This window comes from Marinobacterium sp. BA1, from assembly GCF_041155135.1.
Classification (GTDB): Bacteria; Pseudomonadota; Gammaproteobacteria; order Pseudomonadales; family Balneatricaceae; genus Marinobacterium; species Marinobacterium iners.
Genome location: NZ_BAAFHC010000001.1, coordinates 199788 through 213556 on the forward strand (window position 1 = coordinate 199788; position 13769 = coordinate 213556).

Consider the following 13769-nt stretch of genomic DNA (forward strand, 5'->3'; position numbering starts at 1 on the left):
AACCATGCTAAACGGACCTTTTTCCCCCTGGCCCTCTTTCACAGAGGAAGAAGCCGACGCTGTGCGCGATGTTCTGCTGTCCAATAAGGTCAATTACTGGACCGGGCAGGAAGGGCGTCATTTTGAACATGAGTTTGCCGAGTATGTTGGCACTGAGTATGCCATTGCGCTTGCCAACGGTACGGTCGCACTTGATCTGGCGTTGAATGCGCTGGGCGTGGGTGCCGGAGATGAGGTAATTGTGACCTCGCGTACCTTCCTGGCGTCCGTTTCCAGTATCGTCAATGCCGGTGCCGTGCCGGTGTTCGCCGATGTGGATGCCGACAGCCAGAACATGACCGCTGACACCATTGCAGCCGTGATTACCCCGCGCACCCGAGCTGTTGTTTGTGTGCACCTGGCTGGTTGGCCCTGTGATATGGACCCGATCATGGTGCTGGCGCAGCAGCATGGACTGTATGTGATTGAGGATTGCGCCCAGGCGCATGGTGCTCGTTACAAGGGGCGCGCGGTTGGTTCAATCGGTCATGTGGGCTGCTGGTCGTTCTGTCAGGACAAGATCATGACCACCGGCGGTGAAGGTGGAATGGTCACCACCAACGACAGGGCGCTGTGGTCAAAAATGTGGTCGTTCAAGGATCATGGCAAAAGCTGGGAAGCGGTCTACGAGCGCGAGCACCCGCCGGGCTTTCGCTGGGTACATGAGTCTTTCGGCACCAACTGGCGCATGACCGAGATGCAGGCCGTGATTGGACGCATTCAGCTGGGCCGTATGCCGCAATGGCATGAAACTCGTCTGCGTTATGCGCAGCAGATCTGGCAAGCCGCCAGCCAGTTGCCCGGACTGCGCGTGCCCGAGGTGCCTGACGATATCGTTCATGCGGCTTATAAGTGCTATGTGTTTGTTGATGGTACTGCCGCGCAGCGTGATCGCATCATGCAGCAAATCCATGAGCGTGGGGTACCCTGTTTTTCAGGGTCATGCTCTGAAGTCTATCGTGAAAAGGCGTTTGATGGCACAGGGTGGCGTCCCGAAAAGCCCTTGCCTGTGGCGCATCGGCTGGGCGATACCAGCTTGATGTTTCTGGTGCATCCGACGCTGACTCAAGCCGAAATCGACAAAACCTGCGCGGTGTTGGCAGAGGTAAACCATGACGCAAACAGATGATATTCGTTGGCATCAGCGCTTACAGAATTACCGATCTGCATTCAATGAATTGGATGAGGCGGTTGCCTTAAGCAACCAGCGCGGCCTTTCCAAGCTGGAAGAGCAGGGGCTGATTCAGGCCTTTGAATATACGTATGAGCTGGCCTGGAACACCATCAAGGACTTTTACCAGAATCAGGGTGAAACCGGCATACAGGGCAGTCGAGACGCCATTCGCCTGGCCTTTGAGCGCGGCTTGATCGAATCGGGAGAGCAGTGGATGGCAATGATCAAAAGCCGTACGCTGACATCGCATACGTACAACCGTGAAACAGCCCGCTTGATTGCTGATCAAATTCTGAACAACTACCACCCGCTGCTTAAAGCGCTATTGGTGGCACTGGAACAGCGACGTGACCAGCACTAAGGCATTGACGGGGCTACCAACGGGTGTGCTTGAAACGCTCCAAGCTGAGTTGAGACGTTATCCCGAGGTACAAGGTGCGATTCTGTTTGGATCGCGCGCCATGGGCACCCATCGACATAACTCGGACATTGACCTCTGCCTTGACGCACCTACGCTGCCGTTTCAAAGCTTCCTGCAGCTTGCAGCGACACTGGATGAACGGTTGTTACCCTACAGTCTTGATCTGATACTCAAGCATCATATTGATAATCCGGAACTGATCGCACACATCCAGCGGGTAGGTCAACTTGTGTATGATCGTGAGATGAATTAACCCTGACACTCCACGGAAGGAGTCCATATGAGAAGGCGCTTTATTGCTAAAGGGATTACGCCTTTTTTACAACACAGTAGCACTGGAGAATCTGTTTGCGAAACGCTTCTCCAGTTGTTGCCCAGTCAAGCAGGTCAACCCGCCAGGGTAGGTCGGAATCTGAAAATTCAGCGTTGACTATGGCCATCTTTTGCAGCGACAAAGGTTGGTCACTAATAATGGCCAAATCAAGGTCAGAATAACGCTTGGCATTATGGCGTGCGCGTGAGCCGAATGCCCATACGGTGTAGTCAGCAAGATGTTTTTCCAGTATGTCTGACACAACCGCCCACTGGTGCGGCTCGATATCAATGTCAGGCATGGGGAGTGGCATTGCGGGACTCCAGCGCTTGCAGTAGATCTTTTGCGTCGTGGATGAATATTTTGGTTTGTTGCCAGACGCGCTCGGCCTTTTCGTGATCGTAGGTGTGCGACGTGATATTGCGCATCTGTCGATAGGTAAGCCAGGCTTCAACGTTACTTAGTAGTCCTTTCTCGCCACCTGCGCGCAGCAGGTCACGAAAACTGGAGTGGTCGATCTCTTCGGGGCTGGCGGCTTCGAGTTCCAGTTGTCTTCGCAGCATCTTGATACAAATCTCATACACGAATTCAAAGTTTTGAATAACACCGGCAATGAGGGTGTTTCGTACCTTTTGGTTCTGCTGGTTAAGCCATGCATTGTCACTGACGACCTCGATCCCGTCTTCCAGCGATTGTATTGCATCCTGAAGCGGGCTTAGGTCCAGTATGTAGGGGGGCATGGTGCTGGTCATGTGCAGAACCTTTGAGTGCATGAGGATAAAGGTGGTGCAGGTTTGTATTGGATATTTGTGCCGCTGGAAGCCGTAGTCTATCCTGCTTTTCTGCGGAATCCGAGCCTGATTGCGTTGCGAGACTCTAATCAAAAGGAAAGATAATCGGGGTCAGAAGCAGCACGGTCAAACTGTACATGACGGATACCGGCAGTCCGGTCTTGAGGTAATCCTGCAGACGATAGCGGCCTGGTGAGTACACCATCAAGTGGGTTTGGTAGCCAAAGGGGATCAAAAAGCAGGCGCTGGCGCCATAGGCGACGGCCATGATGAAAGGCATCGGGTCTGCATTGAATGCCTGTGCCGTAGACAGTGCGATCGGGAAGGCCAATGCCGCAGCCGCGTTGTTGGTGACGGTTTCCGTCATCAGCACTGTAAGCAGAAAAACACCAACAAACGCGGCGTAAACCCCGTAGCCGTTGAACAGATACTGCATTCCATCGGCCACCAGTGCCGCCGCACCTGAGGCCTCCATTCCTTTGGCGAGCGTGAGCGCTGAGCCGATCACCAGAAAGAGCTCAAACGGAAAGCGGCGGCGCATTTCGTTTATGCTGAGTAACCCGCCGATCAGAAACAGTGCCATCAGGCATAGCAACGATTCAAATAAACTCAAAAGGCCCAAGCTGGCGCATACAATGGCAACAGCAAATCCGCCCAGTGCGGCCAGGCTTTGGTGCAGGCTTAATCGGGGGCGCTGCAGGGTGCCGCTCAGCAGGTGAAAGTTGCGGTCAAGGTTGTGGTGTTGACTGAAATCACTGCCCACGGCCAGTAGCAGGCTGTCTCCTACCTTCAAGGGAATGCGTCCCAGTTGCCCCTCCAACCGGCGTTCTCCACGCCTGATCCCAACGACGCCTGCGTTGAACAGGGTGCGAAAGTCCACTTCCTGCAGCGTGCGGTTCGCCAGTATGGATTCATGCGAGATAACCACTTCAACCAGGTTGCTGGTCAGCAACTCATCCGCACTTTCCCCCAGCAGTCGTAACCCCGAAAAACGCTGCAGCGTTTGCACTTTGTTGACCTCGCCGGTAAACACAAGCAGGTCACCCGCATGAATGATTTCGTCAGGGGTGACGGGGCTGATCAGCCGTCCGTCTCGTTCAATTTCGAGGAGATATAGCCCGTCCAGCTGCCGCATCGCGTTGGCTTCGATGGTTTTGCCGATCAAGGTAGACTCAGGCATCACCTCGGCAGACAAAAAATAGGGTAATGATTTCTGCTCTGTTGCGGTGTCATGTCGTGGCAGCCAGGATGAGCTGATCAGCAATGTGAAAATGCATACCAGCGCGACCGGGATGCCCACAAGGCTGAACTGAAACATGGATAGTTCCCCCAGTCCTGCGCTGGTGGCAAAAGAGCTGACCACCAGGTTGGTTGAAGTACCCACCAGTGTGGTAATGCCGCCGAAAATTGAAGCATAGGACAGGGGAATCAGTAAGCGTGAAGGTGCAATGCGGGTTTGACGTGAAAGTGTGCCGAGAAACGATGCCACGATAGCTGTATTGTTGAGAAACGCCGATAGCAACGCCCCGGTTCCCATTAACTTGAGCAGTGCCGGTTTTTCACGTCCCGCCAGAATTTTGGCTGCAAGCAAGTCAAGCAGAGGTGAGCGTTCCAGTGTCAGTGAGACCAACAGCAGAAGAATCAGGGTAGCCAGGGCAAGGTTGGCAAAACTTGTCAGCATGACGGGCAACTCAACCAGCCCCGTAATCAGGAATGAGCCTGCCAGGGTCATGAATGCAATGGCCGGTTGCACACGTCCACTGGCCAGTACGGCCAGCAACAGTAAAATGGAACCCAATACCAGCCACGCCATTATGCATCCCTCGCAGCAGCATAGAACGAAAAATGCTATTGTATCAGCCCATTGCTGCCAGCGGCGATATGCATCAACAGATCAGACTTTGAGTACATTTTTGAGGAAGCGAATGTCTCTTACACATTTGAAGCGATTGGAAGCGGAAAGCATCCACATCATGCGCGAAGTGGTGGCTGAAGCGGAAAACCCGGTGATGCTCTATTCCATCGGCAAGGACAGCGCCGTGATGCTGCACCTGGCACAGAAAGCCTTTGCGCCTTCGTTACCGCCGTTTCCGTTGCTGCATGTGGATACCCGCTGGAAATTTCGTGAGATGTACGCGTTTCGGGATCAGATGGCCAAGAAGTTGGGTATGGATCTGATTGTCCATATCAACCCGGAGGGCGTTAAAAAGGATATCAACCCCTTTACCCATGGTTCTGCCCTGCATACCGACATCATGAAGACCGAAGGCCTTAAACAGGCCTTGGACAAATACGGTTTTGATGCAGCGTTTGGTGGCGCACGCCGCGATGAAGAAAAGTCCCGTGCCAAAGAGCGTATTTTCTCTTTCCGTACCGCCCAGCACCGTTGGGACCCAAAGGGCCAGCGGCCTGAGTTGTGGAAGCAATACAATGCCCGCAAGCACAAGGGCGAGAGTATTCGTGTGTTTCCGCTCTCCAACTGGACTGAGCTTGATATCTGGCAGTACATCTACCTGGAAAATATCCCCATTGTACCGCTGTACTATGCGGCCGTGCGCCCGGTGGTGGAGCGTGATGGAGCCTTGATTATGGTGGATGACGAGCGTATGCCGCTGAAGCAGGACGAGGTGCCGATGATGCGCAAGGTGCGCTTCCGTACACTGGGTTGCTACCCCCTGACGGGTGCGGTTGAGTCTGAGGCGGATACTTTGCCTGCGATTATTCAGGAGATGTTGCTGACGAAAACGTCAGAGCGTCAGGGCCGTGTGATCGACCATGATTCGGCTGCTTCCATGGAGAAGAAAAAGCAGGAGGGTTATTTCTGATGGCGCATGTTTCAGACTTGATCAGCCGCGATATTGAACAGTACCTCAAACAGCATGAGAACAAGGGTCTGCTGCGTTTCATCACCTGCGGCAGCGTGGATGACGGCAAGAGTACGCTGATTGGCCGTCTGCTGTTCGATTCCAAGATGTTGTTTGAAGACCAGCTTTCGGCGATTGAAGCCGACTCCAAAAAGTATGGTACCCAAGGTGAAGAGATCGACTTTGCACTGTTGGTGGATGGTTTGGCCGCCGAGCGTGAACAAGGCATCACCATTGATGTGGCGTATCGTTTTTTCTCAACCGATCGGCGCAAGTTTATCGTTGCCGATACCCCTGGGCATGAGCAGTACACCCGCAACATGGTGACAGGTGCCTCTACGGCTGATGCTGCCATTCTGATGGTTGATGCGCGCAAAGGTATTTTGACACAGACTCGCCGTCACAGCTTTCTGATGTCGCTGATTGGCATTCGCAACATTGTGGTCGCGATCAACAAGATGGACTTGATGGATTATTCCGAGCAGGTCTTCAACAGGATACGTGACGAATACCGTGAATTTGCCGGCCAGCTCGGTCTGGATAACATTACGTTTATCCCCATGTCGGCATTGAAGGGTGACAACATTACCGCACACAGCGATAAAACGCCCTGGTATCACGGCACGACGCTTATGGGGTATTTGGAAACCGTTGAGGTGGATGATGACCGGCTTCAGCGTAACCCCTTCCGTATGCCGGTGCAGTGGGTTAACCGCCCCAATCTGGATTTTCGCGGCTTTGCCGGCACGCTGGCCAGTGGTGTGGTTCGCCCGGGAGACGAGATTCGTGTGCAGCCCTCTGGCAAGACAAGCCGCATTGCCAGTATTTATACCTACGATGGCGAGCTGGATGAAGCGGTGGCCGGGCAGTCGGTTACACTTACGCTGACCGATGAGATCGATATTTCACGCGGGGATGTGATCTCGGGTATCGATCAGCCGGCACAAACAGCCGATCAGTTTGAGACCAGCATTGTCTGGATGCATGAAGAGCCGATGCTGCCGGGGCGACCCTATCTGTTGAAGATTGGCACGCGTACCGTGACAGCCACCATCACCGATATCAAATACCAGGTGAATGTGAACACGCTGGAACATATGGCCGCCAAAAAGCTTGAACTGAACGGTATCGGTATCTGTAATATCAGTCTGGATCGTGCCATCGCGTTCGACCCCTACACAGAGAATCAGGACACCGGCGGTTTTATCCTTATCGACCGCATGAACAACAACACTGTTGCTGCCGGGATGATCCACTTTGCCCTGCGTCGCAGTCAGAATATTCACATGCAGCATGTGGATGTGGATAAAGCGACGAGAGCTCGGGCCAAAAACCAGCAGCCCTGTGTGTTGTGGTTTACGGGATTGTCCGGCGCAGGCAAGTCAACCATTGCGAATAAAGTGGAGAAAAAGCTCCACGCGCTGGGGCGCCACACGTACTTGCTGGATGGGGATAACGTTCGTCATGGCTTGAACAAGGATCTTGGCTTCACCGATGCCGACCGGGTGGAGAATATCCGGCGTGTCGCGGAGGTTTCGAAGCTGATGGCAGATGCGGGGCTGATTGTGTTGAGTGCCTTTATCTCCCCGTTCCGTTCTGAGCGTGCCATGGCGCGCGGCATGGTGGAGGACGGTGAGTTTGTTGAAATCTTTGTCGATGCACCTTTGGATGTGGCGGAGGGCCGTGATCCGAAAGGACTGTACAAGAAAGCGCGCCGCGGTGAGCTGAAAAATTTTACGGGCATTGATTCTGCATATGAAATCCCGGAAGCGCCGGAAATTACCCTTGATACCACCCGGTATACGCCGGATGAAGCGGCGGATCAGGTGATTCTGCACCTGCAGGAATGTGGTATCGTTCCTGCCACTTAAGTGACTTCAGAAAGATTTAAGGGATAGATTAATGACCGACATCGCTTTGTCAGAGCTGCTGGACCAGGTCGAACAGATTGCGCTGGATGCAGGTAAAGCCATTCTGGAGATCTATGGCCGCGAGTTCACAGTGGAGGAAAAGGAAGACAAAACCCCGCTGACTGAAGCAGACAAGGCTGCCAACAGCATTATTCTTGCCGGGCTCGAGGCGCTTCCAGTCGACATTCCCGTGCTAACCGAAGAGGCTGTTGAGGCTTTCACCGGAGCGGATAGACAAGGGCGTTACTGGCTGGTTGATCCGCTGGATGGAACCAAAGAGTTCATCAAGCGTAATGGAGAGTTCACGGTCAATATTGCGTTGATCGAGCAGGGACAACCGGTACTGGGTGTCGTGTTTGCCCCGGCACTGAATGTAACCTATTTGGGCGCCGAAAACGTGGGTGCGTTCAAGGTTGATGGGGCAGGTGAGCGGCAACCGATCAAGGTCGTTGAGCATCTGGTGGGTACGCCCTGGCGCGTGGTGGGTAGCCGTTCTCACGCCAGTCAGGACACGCTGGACTGGCTTAAGGCGCTGGGCGATTATGAGCTGGTGCCTATGGGCAGCTCACTCAAAATTTGTTTGGTAGCCGAGGGCGTGGCTGATGTTTATCCTCGCCTTGGACCAACGTGCCTTTGGGATACCGGGGCGGCCCATGCTGTGGTGAATGCGGCCGGTGGACGCCTTACAACACTGGACGGCGCTCACCTGGACTACGGCTCGCCCGAGACAGTCCTGAACCCCTGGTTTGTTGTGTGTGCAGAGCCGATAAGCTCCACCCTGCAGTGATCCCAACGATGCGTTTTCTTTATTCTGCCTGTAAGGACCCCCGATGATTCTGGTAACGGGAGGAGCGGGTTACATCGGCTCACATACAACCCTCGACTTGCTTCGGGCTGGGCATGAAGTTGTGGTGCTTGACAACCTGGCCTGCAGTTCAAAATTGTCTTTGGCACGTGTTGAGGCTCTCACGGGCAGCCGTATACCTTTTATAGAAGGTGATATCTGTAATCCGACTGTTTTGCGCAGTGTTTTTTCTCAATTTCCCGTGACTGCTGTCATTCACTTTGCAGGCCTTAAAGCCGTTGGCGAGAGTGTTGATCGGCCGCTGTATTATTATGAGAATAACGTGCTGGGTACGATTAATCTTTGCCGAGCCATGAGTGATGCAGGGGTTTTCAAAATAGTATTCAGTTCTTCTGCAGCCGTTTATAGCCCCGCGAATGAAATGCCGGTCAGAGAAAATTCATTGACGGGTGGGGGAATCAGTCCCTATGGAAGAACCAAACTGTTTGTTGAGTCTCTGCTGCAGGATCTTGCTCATGCTGACCCCCGCTGGAAGATAGCCCTGCTACGTTATTTCAACCCTGTGGGCGCTCATGAAAGCGGTTTGATTGGAGAGGCCCCGTTAACGCGGCCGGAAAACCTTTTTCCCGCGATTATTGATGTGGCTCTGGGGCGGCGTCCGGAGTTGCTGATTCATGGCGCAGACTATCCTACACCTGACGGTACTGGAGTGCGTGATTTCATTCATGTGATGGACTTGGCACAGGGGCATCTGAAAGCTCTGGATAAAATAGACGCGACTTCGGGCGTACAAACATGGAACCTGGGGACCGGTATCGGCAGTAGCGTGTTGCAGTTGGTTCATGCGTTCGAGAGGGCCTCAGGTAAGCCAATCCCGTATCGGGTGGTTGGTCGCCGCAAAGGCGATTTGGCGACCTGTTGGGCTGATCCGTCAAAGGCAGGTGCTGAGCTGGGCTGGAAGGCGTGCAGGACCCTTGAGGATATGGTGGCCGACGCCTGGCGTTGGCAGCAGCTTAACCCCAACGGATATTAATGGTGCTTTGGCATTTAATGAAGTCGACGGAATAGGCAAGTATGGATTCAATAGGTTTGCACTCACGGTCCGTTCACTATCGTGTGTTGACGCTGGGACGCCGGTATAAAAAAGCGCTGATGGTATTGGCGGATTTTATCGCCTTGCCTGTAGCCCTGTGGTCGGCGTATGCACTGCGCCTGACACAGTGGTGGCCAGTGGATTACCTGCAGCCTGTCTGGTGGCTGTTTATTGCTACGCCCATTGCCGGCCTTGTCATCTTCACACGGCTTGGCCTCTATCGGGCAGTGGTGCGTTTTATGGGCGCACAGGCCATTTGGGCAGTTGCCAAAGGGGTCATGATGCTGGCAGTGCTTATGTGGGCCTCTGCATATTTTTTTGAACTGCAAAAGTTTCCGCGCTCTATTCCGATTAATTTTGCATTGGTGGCGCTGGTGTATGTTGGCGGTAGTCGCTTGTTTGTGCGCAACTACTATCATTGGTTAATAGGCCACTATATCAATAAAACCCCTGTTCTCATTTATGGAGCCGGCAACTCAGGTGCTCAGCTTTCCGCTGCGCTTTCTGCTGGAGGGGAATATGTGCCGATAGGGTTTCTGGATGATGACCCTGCGGTAAGGAAAACAACTGTAGCGGGGCTGCCTGTTTATGCACCTTCTCAGGTAGGCGAATTGATAGAGCAGCGGAATGTTACGCATGTTCTGTTGGCGCTTCCTTCCGCTACGCGCTCTGAGCGTCGCCGTGTGCTCGAACAGTTGGCGAATCATGCTGTACACGTCAAAACAATACCTTCCATGCAGGAACTGGTTTCAGGTGAGTCGCTTGAGTCTCTGCGAGATGTTGATCCTGAAGATCTGCTGGGCAGGGAAACTGTTCCCCCCGTGGAGAAATTAATTACCACCAGTATCACGGGTAAGGTTGTGCTGGTTACGGGGGCCGGCGGTTCTATCGGTTCAGAAATTTGCCGTCAGGTCTTGCGCAATCAGCCCAAGGCATTGGTTCTGTACGAGCTGAGTGAGTTCGCGCTTTATAAAATTGTTCAGGAGTTGGAGTTAATTGCCAGGAATGAAGGGTTGGCAGTGCCTGTCTATCCCTTATTGGGCTCTGTGTTGGATCAAGTCCGTGTTGAACGGGTGATCAGCCATTTTGAGGTCAAAACCATATACCATGCGGCTGCCTACAAGCACGTGCCATTGGTTGAACATAATATTTTTGAAGGCGTGCGTAACAATGCCATGGGCACGAGAGTGCTGGCAACAGCAGCCCAAAAAGCGGGGGTTGAGCGCTTTGTATTGATATCAACGGACAAGGCTGTTCGTCCCACCAATGTAATGGGAGCTACAAAAAGACTGGCTGAGCTGATCATTCAGAGTCTCGCCGTTGAGGGCAATGAAAACAATAAAGGCTCAACTGTATTTTCCATGGTGCGGTTCGGTAACGTTCTGGGGTCTTCCGGCTCGGTGGTGCCACTTTTTAAACAGCAAATCCAGGCAGGGGGGCCGGTAACTGTTACGCATCCGGATATAACCCGCTTTTTCATGACGATTCCCGAGGCGGCTTCGCTGGTGATTCAGGCAGGATCAATGGCGGAAGGAGGGGATGTATTCGTTTTGGACATGGGAGAGCCGGTGAAAATTGTAGATTTGGCGCGCAGAATGATCCAGCTGATGGGCTATGAAGTGCGTTCTCACGAGTATCCTGAAGGTGATATTGCCATCGAGTTTTCCGGTTTGCGTCCCGGCGAGAAACTGTTTGAAGAGCTGTTGATCGGTGAGCATGTAGTGGGGACTGAACATCCCAAGATCATGCGTGCGCATGAGGAACGCCTGACTCAAGCGCAATTGGAGCAGGTTATGCAGGGCATTGAAACGGCCATGCTGCAGGGTAATTGTGAGGCGGGCATTGAGTGGCTGCAGCAGGCAGTGAGTGGGTTCACGCCTGCTACCTCGGTTGATTGGCTTAAAAAAGCGACGTCATGACGCGTTACAGGCTGCCCTGCGTTTGCGAATGGCGCCCATGATAAGGGCAACAAATATGCCGGCCATAAAGCCCAAAATTGCAGAAAGCGACAAAATCAAATTCTTGCTGGGGGTCGTTGGAGTCTGATCGGTAACGACATTGCCACTGATAAAGTTGAGAGCTAATGAATCAGGAAATTGCTGACTTTCAAGTTCGATCAGTTGGCTCTTCAGATCTATGATTTCTTCGCTGAAGTCACCGTCATTACTGCGTGCAGCAAGTATTTCTGCTTCTCTGTTATTGGACTGTGCGGCCAACATGGCCTCCAGTTCTCTGACCTGACTATCAGGGTAATGATCGGTCGGGCGGTTTTTAAGTTCTGTCAGTTCGGCCTGCAGCAGCCGGGTGCCTCTAAGGTACAAAGGGTCTGACAGGCTACGAATATCAGCACTGATGACGACCTGTCCACGCACCTGGTTATTCAGCTGTGACAAGGAAACCGGTTCATCAAAGTTCAGAGCTTTTGCAATTGTAAGGGCTTCCTGAAGGTTGATGATGCGGTCTCTTAAACGTGCGTCATACAATTCCTTTTGTGCCTTGAGTTGATCCTGAAGTTTTATAATTTCAAGAGCGTGTTGTTCTTCCAGGCGCTTGATGCGGGATTGGCGCTTTTGCACCTCGGCTGTTTCCAGTGCTGTAATTTCTCGGTGGATACGAGCCTGTTCTTCTTGACGTAACTGATTGAAGTTTTTCCGTAGTACGTCGACCAGGTACTGATTTGCCGTGTTTACATACTCGGTCAGCATTGCATCGGCGGTTGCCGCGGGAGATGCTGCAAGCGTAATACTGCCTGATTCAATTGCGCTCGTTTTTTCGGTGTCGGGAATTTGCAACTCAATCATGCTGTTCAACCGCGTGATCAGGTGGTTGCTGCTGGTATCGGTTGGCAGGTAGTCGTTTACTGTATCGCTGAGATTATCAATGAAGTACCGTTTGTACTCATTCGAATTCAGGGTTCTGAAGTACATATTGGTTAACTGACTAGAGGTGAGGTCGTTGAGACCATAGAGCGCTTTGAGCGGGGCAGCGGTATGAGCCAGCGGTTGCTGAATTTGAGCAGTTGCTTTGTAAACGGGTGTTCCTGAAAAAGCATAGACAGCGCCAGCTACCACCGCCAAGGCTGTAATGATGGCAACTGTCCACTTGTGTTCCCAAATACTCTCCATGAGATCAAAGAGATCGATTTCGTCATTTGGGTAGTGATTGGCTGACTCAGGTCTGGAACTCATACTGCTGTTCTCCGGCTCTAAAAGTGACGCGCTATTTGTACTGATATTCTATTTATTGTTTGCAATACTTGATATTTTTTTGTTTTCAAGCCAAGACCATATAATAATTGGAGTCACGGCTGGTATGATAAGAGTGTTGAATTGATAACCAATGGCAATTATTTCATTAACAAGGGGAAAGTCCACTTTCTGGGTGATGAAATCATGCATTAACGCATTGCCGAAGAAAAGCTCTTTCATGGATTGAAATAAAATGCCCATGACTATGATCGGATAGAGTATGATAATGCCGATTAGTATCTTGTTGAAAGTTTTTTCATCTGATGATGCCAACAACAAGGAAACGATGAAAGGTAGAGAGTAAGATAAAACTTTAGGGTTTATTTGATACGCGATTTGATTGCCTGCTTCTTTTGCAGACATGATCATACCATTGAGTTCACCCAGCTTGGTGATTAATACAATATTACCTTTATGTAACTTCAAGCTATCGAAAACGTCGGGTAGTATGGATTCAAGAGCCAGGCTTGAGATTAATATTGCCGGTTGTATGAGGAGGTCATGGAGCAGGTACCAGAAAACAAAGCTACAGCTCATCCAAAATATTACAGCAACGAAGAACTTTTTCAGGTTAAACTGTGCAGATTCATGACTCATGCTGAGGCTCCTCTTGACTGTGTGCCTTTGGCAAGAATCGTAGCCAGATCAGGAATACAATCAGTACATCAAGCATGATTACGACTGGCCAAATGTATAGGTGCGCCCATTCAAAAATATCAATATTCCATTGCCCAATATAAAAAAGACTTATAATTCGGCCAAGGTTGAATATCTGTATGAAAATAAAACCGAAAAATATTGCGTAGATTTTATGCTTTATCGAAGCGGGAAATGCGATAACGGCTGCTGCGAGAACTATGATCGCCTCTACACCGTTACAGCCAGGTTCAATTGATACGGCAAAGCCGTTTTCTGTGCTTTGAATTATTTTTCCGTAGGATATGACATTTTCGTCAAACAATCGGATAAGGGTCGCACTGATGTCGGCAATCAAGCTGGTGAAAGGGGTGATTACATGTACCTGAACAGGGTTCAGCAGCTCTATTGTGAACAGTGATACAAGCAAAACAAAAAATATGGTTCCAAATCTAAGCATGCCATGAAGCTCCAA

At 51.7% G+C, this 13769-nt stretch carries 14 protein-coding genes; 8 read left to right on the forward strand and 6 right to left on the reverse strand.

The window, feature by feature from the left end:
* The first annotated feature begins 4 nt into the window (after window positions 1–4).
* The 3 genes from ACAM29_RS01025 to ACAM29_RS01035 are packed head-to-tail and all read left to right on the forward strand — an operon-like array spanning window position 5 to window position 1887.
* Window positions 5–1168, forward strand: a complete 1164-nt coding sequence (locus ACAM29_RS01025; protein ID WP_369622898.1) for a DegT/DnrJ/EryC1/StrS family aminotransferase — start codon at window positions 5–7, stop codon at window positions 1166–1168.
* Entirely contained in the window at window positions 1152–1574 is a 423-nt protein-coding gene (locus ACAM29_RS01030) for a nucleotidyltransferase substrate binding protein (protein ID WP_369622899.1), read from the forward strand. Before ACAM29_RS01025 ends, ACAM29_RS01030 begins: the two co-directional genes overlap by 17 nt.
* The gene (locus ACAM29_RS01035) at window positions 1561–1887 is read left to right on the forward strand and encodes a nucleotidyltransferase domain-containing protein (protein ID WP_369622900.1); all 327 of its coding nucleotides are present in this window, start codon (window positions 1561–1563) and stop codon (window positions 1885–1887) included. Before ACAM29_RS01030 ends, ACAM29_RS01035 begins: the two co-directional genes overlap by 14 nt.
* 55 nt (window positions 1888–1942) lie before the next feature.
* Here the strand turns inward: ACAM29_RS01035 and ACAM29_RS01040 are convergent, their stop codons facing one another.
* The 3 genes from ACAM29_RS01040 to ACAM29_RS01050 all read right to left on the reverse strand — a co-directional run bounded on the left by ACAM29_RS01040 (window position 1943) and on the right by ACAM29_RS01050 (window position 4551).
* On the reverse strand, window positions 1943–2248 hold the full coding sequence (locus tag ACAM29_RS01040) for a nucleotidyltransferase family protein (RefSeq protein WP_369622901.1): 306 nt from the start codon (window positions 2246–2248) through the stop codon (window positions 1943–1945).
* The gene (locus ACAM29_RS01045) at window positions 2241–2699 is read right to left on the reverse strand and encodes a nucleotidyltransferase substrate binding protein (RefSeq protein WP_369622902.1); all 459 of its coding nucleotides are present in this window, start codon (window positions 2697–2699) and stop codon (window positions 2241–2243) included. Before ACAM29_RS01045 ends, ACAM29_RS01040 begins: the two co-directional genes overlap by 8 nt.
* 124 nt (window positions 2700–2823) lie before the next feature.
* Window positions 2824–4551 (reverse strand): SLC13 family permease, encoded by a 1728-nt coding sequence (locus ACAM29_RS01050; RefSeq protein ID WP_369622903.1) that lies wholly within the window; start codon window positions 4549–4551, stop codon window positions 2824–2826.
* A 112-nt stretch (window positions 4552–4663) separates the two neighbouring features.
* Between ACAM29_RS01050 and cysD the strand changes: the two genes are divergently transcribed.
* The 5 genes from cysD to ACAM29_RS01075 all read left to right on the forward strand — a co-directional run bounded on the left by cysD (window position 4664) and on the right by ACAM29_RS01075 (window position 11329).
* Window positions 4664–5563 carry a sulfate adenylyltransferase subunit CysD gene (cysD, locus tag ACAM29_RS01055; protein WP_091824836.1) on the forward strand — a complete coding sequence of 300 codons (900 nt, stop codon included), beginning with the start codon at window positions 4664–4666 and terminating at the stop codon, window positions 5561–5563.
* Entirely contained in the window at window positions 5563–7473 is a 1911-nt protein-coding gene (gene cysN, locus ACAM29_RS01060; protein ID WP_369622904.1) for a sulfate adenylyltransferase subunit CysN, read from the forward strand. Before cysD ends, cysN begins: the two co-directional genes overlap by 1 nt.
* A 31-nt stretch (window positions 7474–7504) precedes the next feature.
* The gene (gene cysQ, locus ACAM29_RS01065; protein WP_369622905.1) at window positions 7505–8299 is read left to right on the forward strand and encodes a 3'(2'),5'-bisphosphate nucleotidase CysQ; all 795 of its coding nucleotides are present in this window, start codon (window positions 7505–7507) and stop codon (window positions 8297–8299) included.
* 43 nt (window positions 8300–8342) lie between these two features.
* Window positions 8343–9350, forward strand: a complete 1008-nt coding sequence (gene galE / locus ACAM29_RS01070; RefSeq protein WP_369622906.1) for a UDP-glucose 4-epimerase GalE — start codon at window positions 8343–8345, stop codon at window positions 9348–9350.
* Window positions 9351–9547: 197 nt separating this feature from the next.
* On the forward strand, window positions 9548–11329 hold the full coding sequence (locus ACAM29_RS01075; RefSeq protein WP_369622907.1) for a polysaccharide biosynthesis protein: 1782 nt from the start codon (window positions 9548–9550) through the stop codon (window positions 11327–11329).
* Here ACAM29_RS01075 and ACAM29_RS01080 read toward each other — a convergent pair.
* From ACAM29_RS01080 to xrtH, 3 genes are read right to left on the reverse strand one after another with little or no spacing between them, the layout of a single operon-like run.
* Window positions 11324–12598, reverse strand: coding sequence for a Wzz/FepE/Etk N-terminal domain-containing protein (locus ACAM29_RS01080; protein WP_369622908.1), 1275 nt, complete (start codon window positions 12596–12598; stop codon window positions 11324–11326). The genes ACAM29_RS01075 and ACAM29_RS01080 overlap by 6 nt on opposite strands.
* A gap of 48 nt (window positions 12599–12646) precedes the next feature.
* The gene (locus ACAM29_RS01085; RefSeq protein ID WP_369622909.1) at window positions 12647–13255 is read right to left on the reverse strand and encodes an exosortase H-associated membrane protein; all 609 of its coding nucleotides are present in this window, start codon (window positions 13253–13255) and stop codon (window positions 12647–12649) included.
* A complete protein-coding gene (gene xrtH, locus ACAM29_RS01090; RefSeq protein ID WP_091824852.1) occupies window positions 13245–13754 on the reverse strand; it encodes an exosortase H in 510 nt (169 codons plus the stop codon). The genes ACAM29_RS01085 and xrtH overlap by 11 nt, the downstream gene beginning before the upstream one ends.
* Window positions 13755–13769 lie beyond the last annotated feature (15 nt).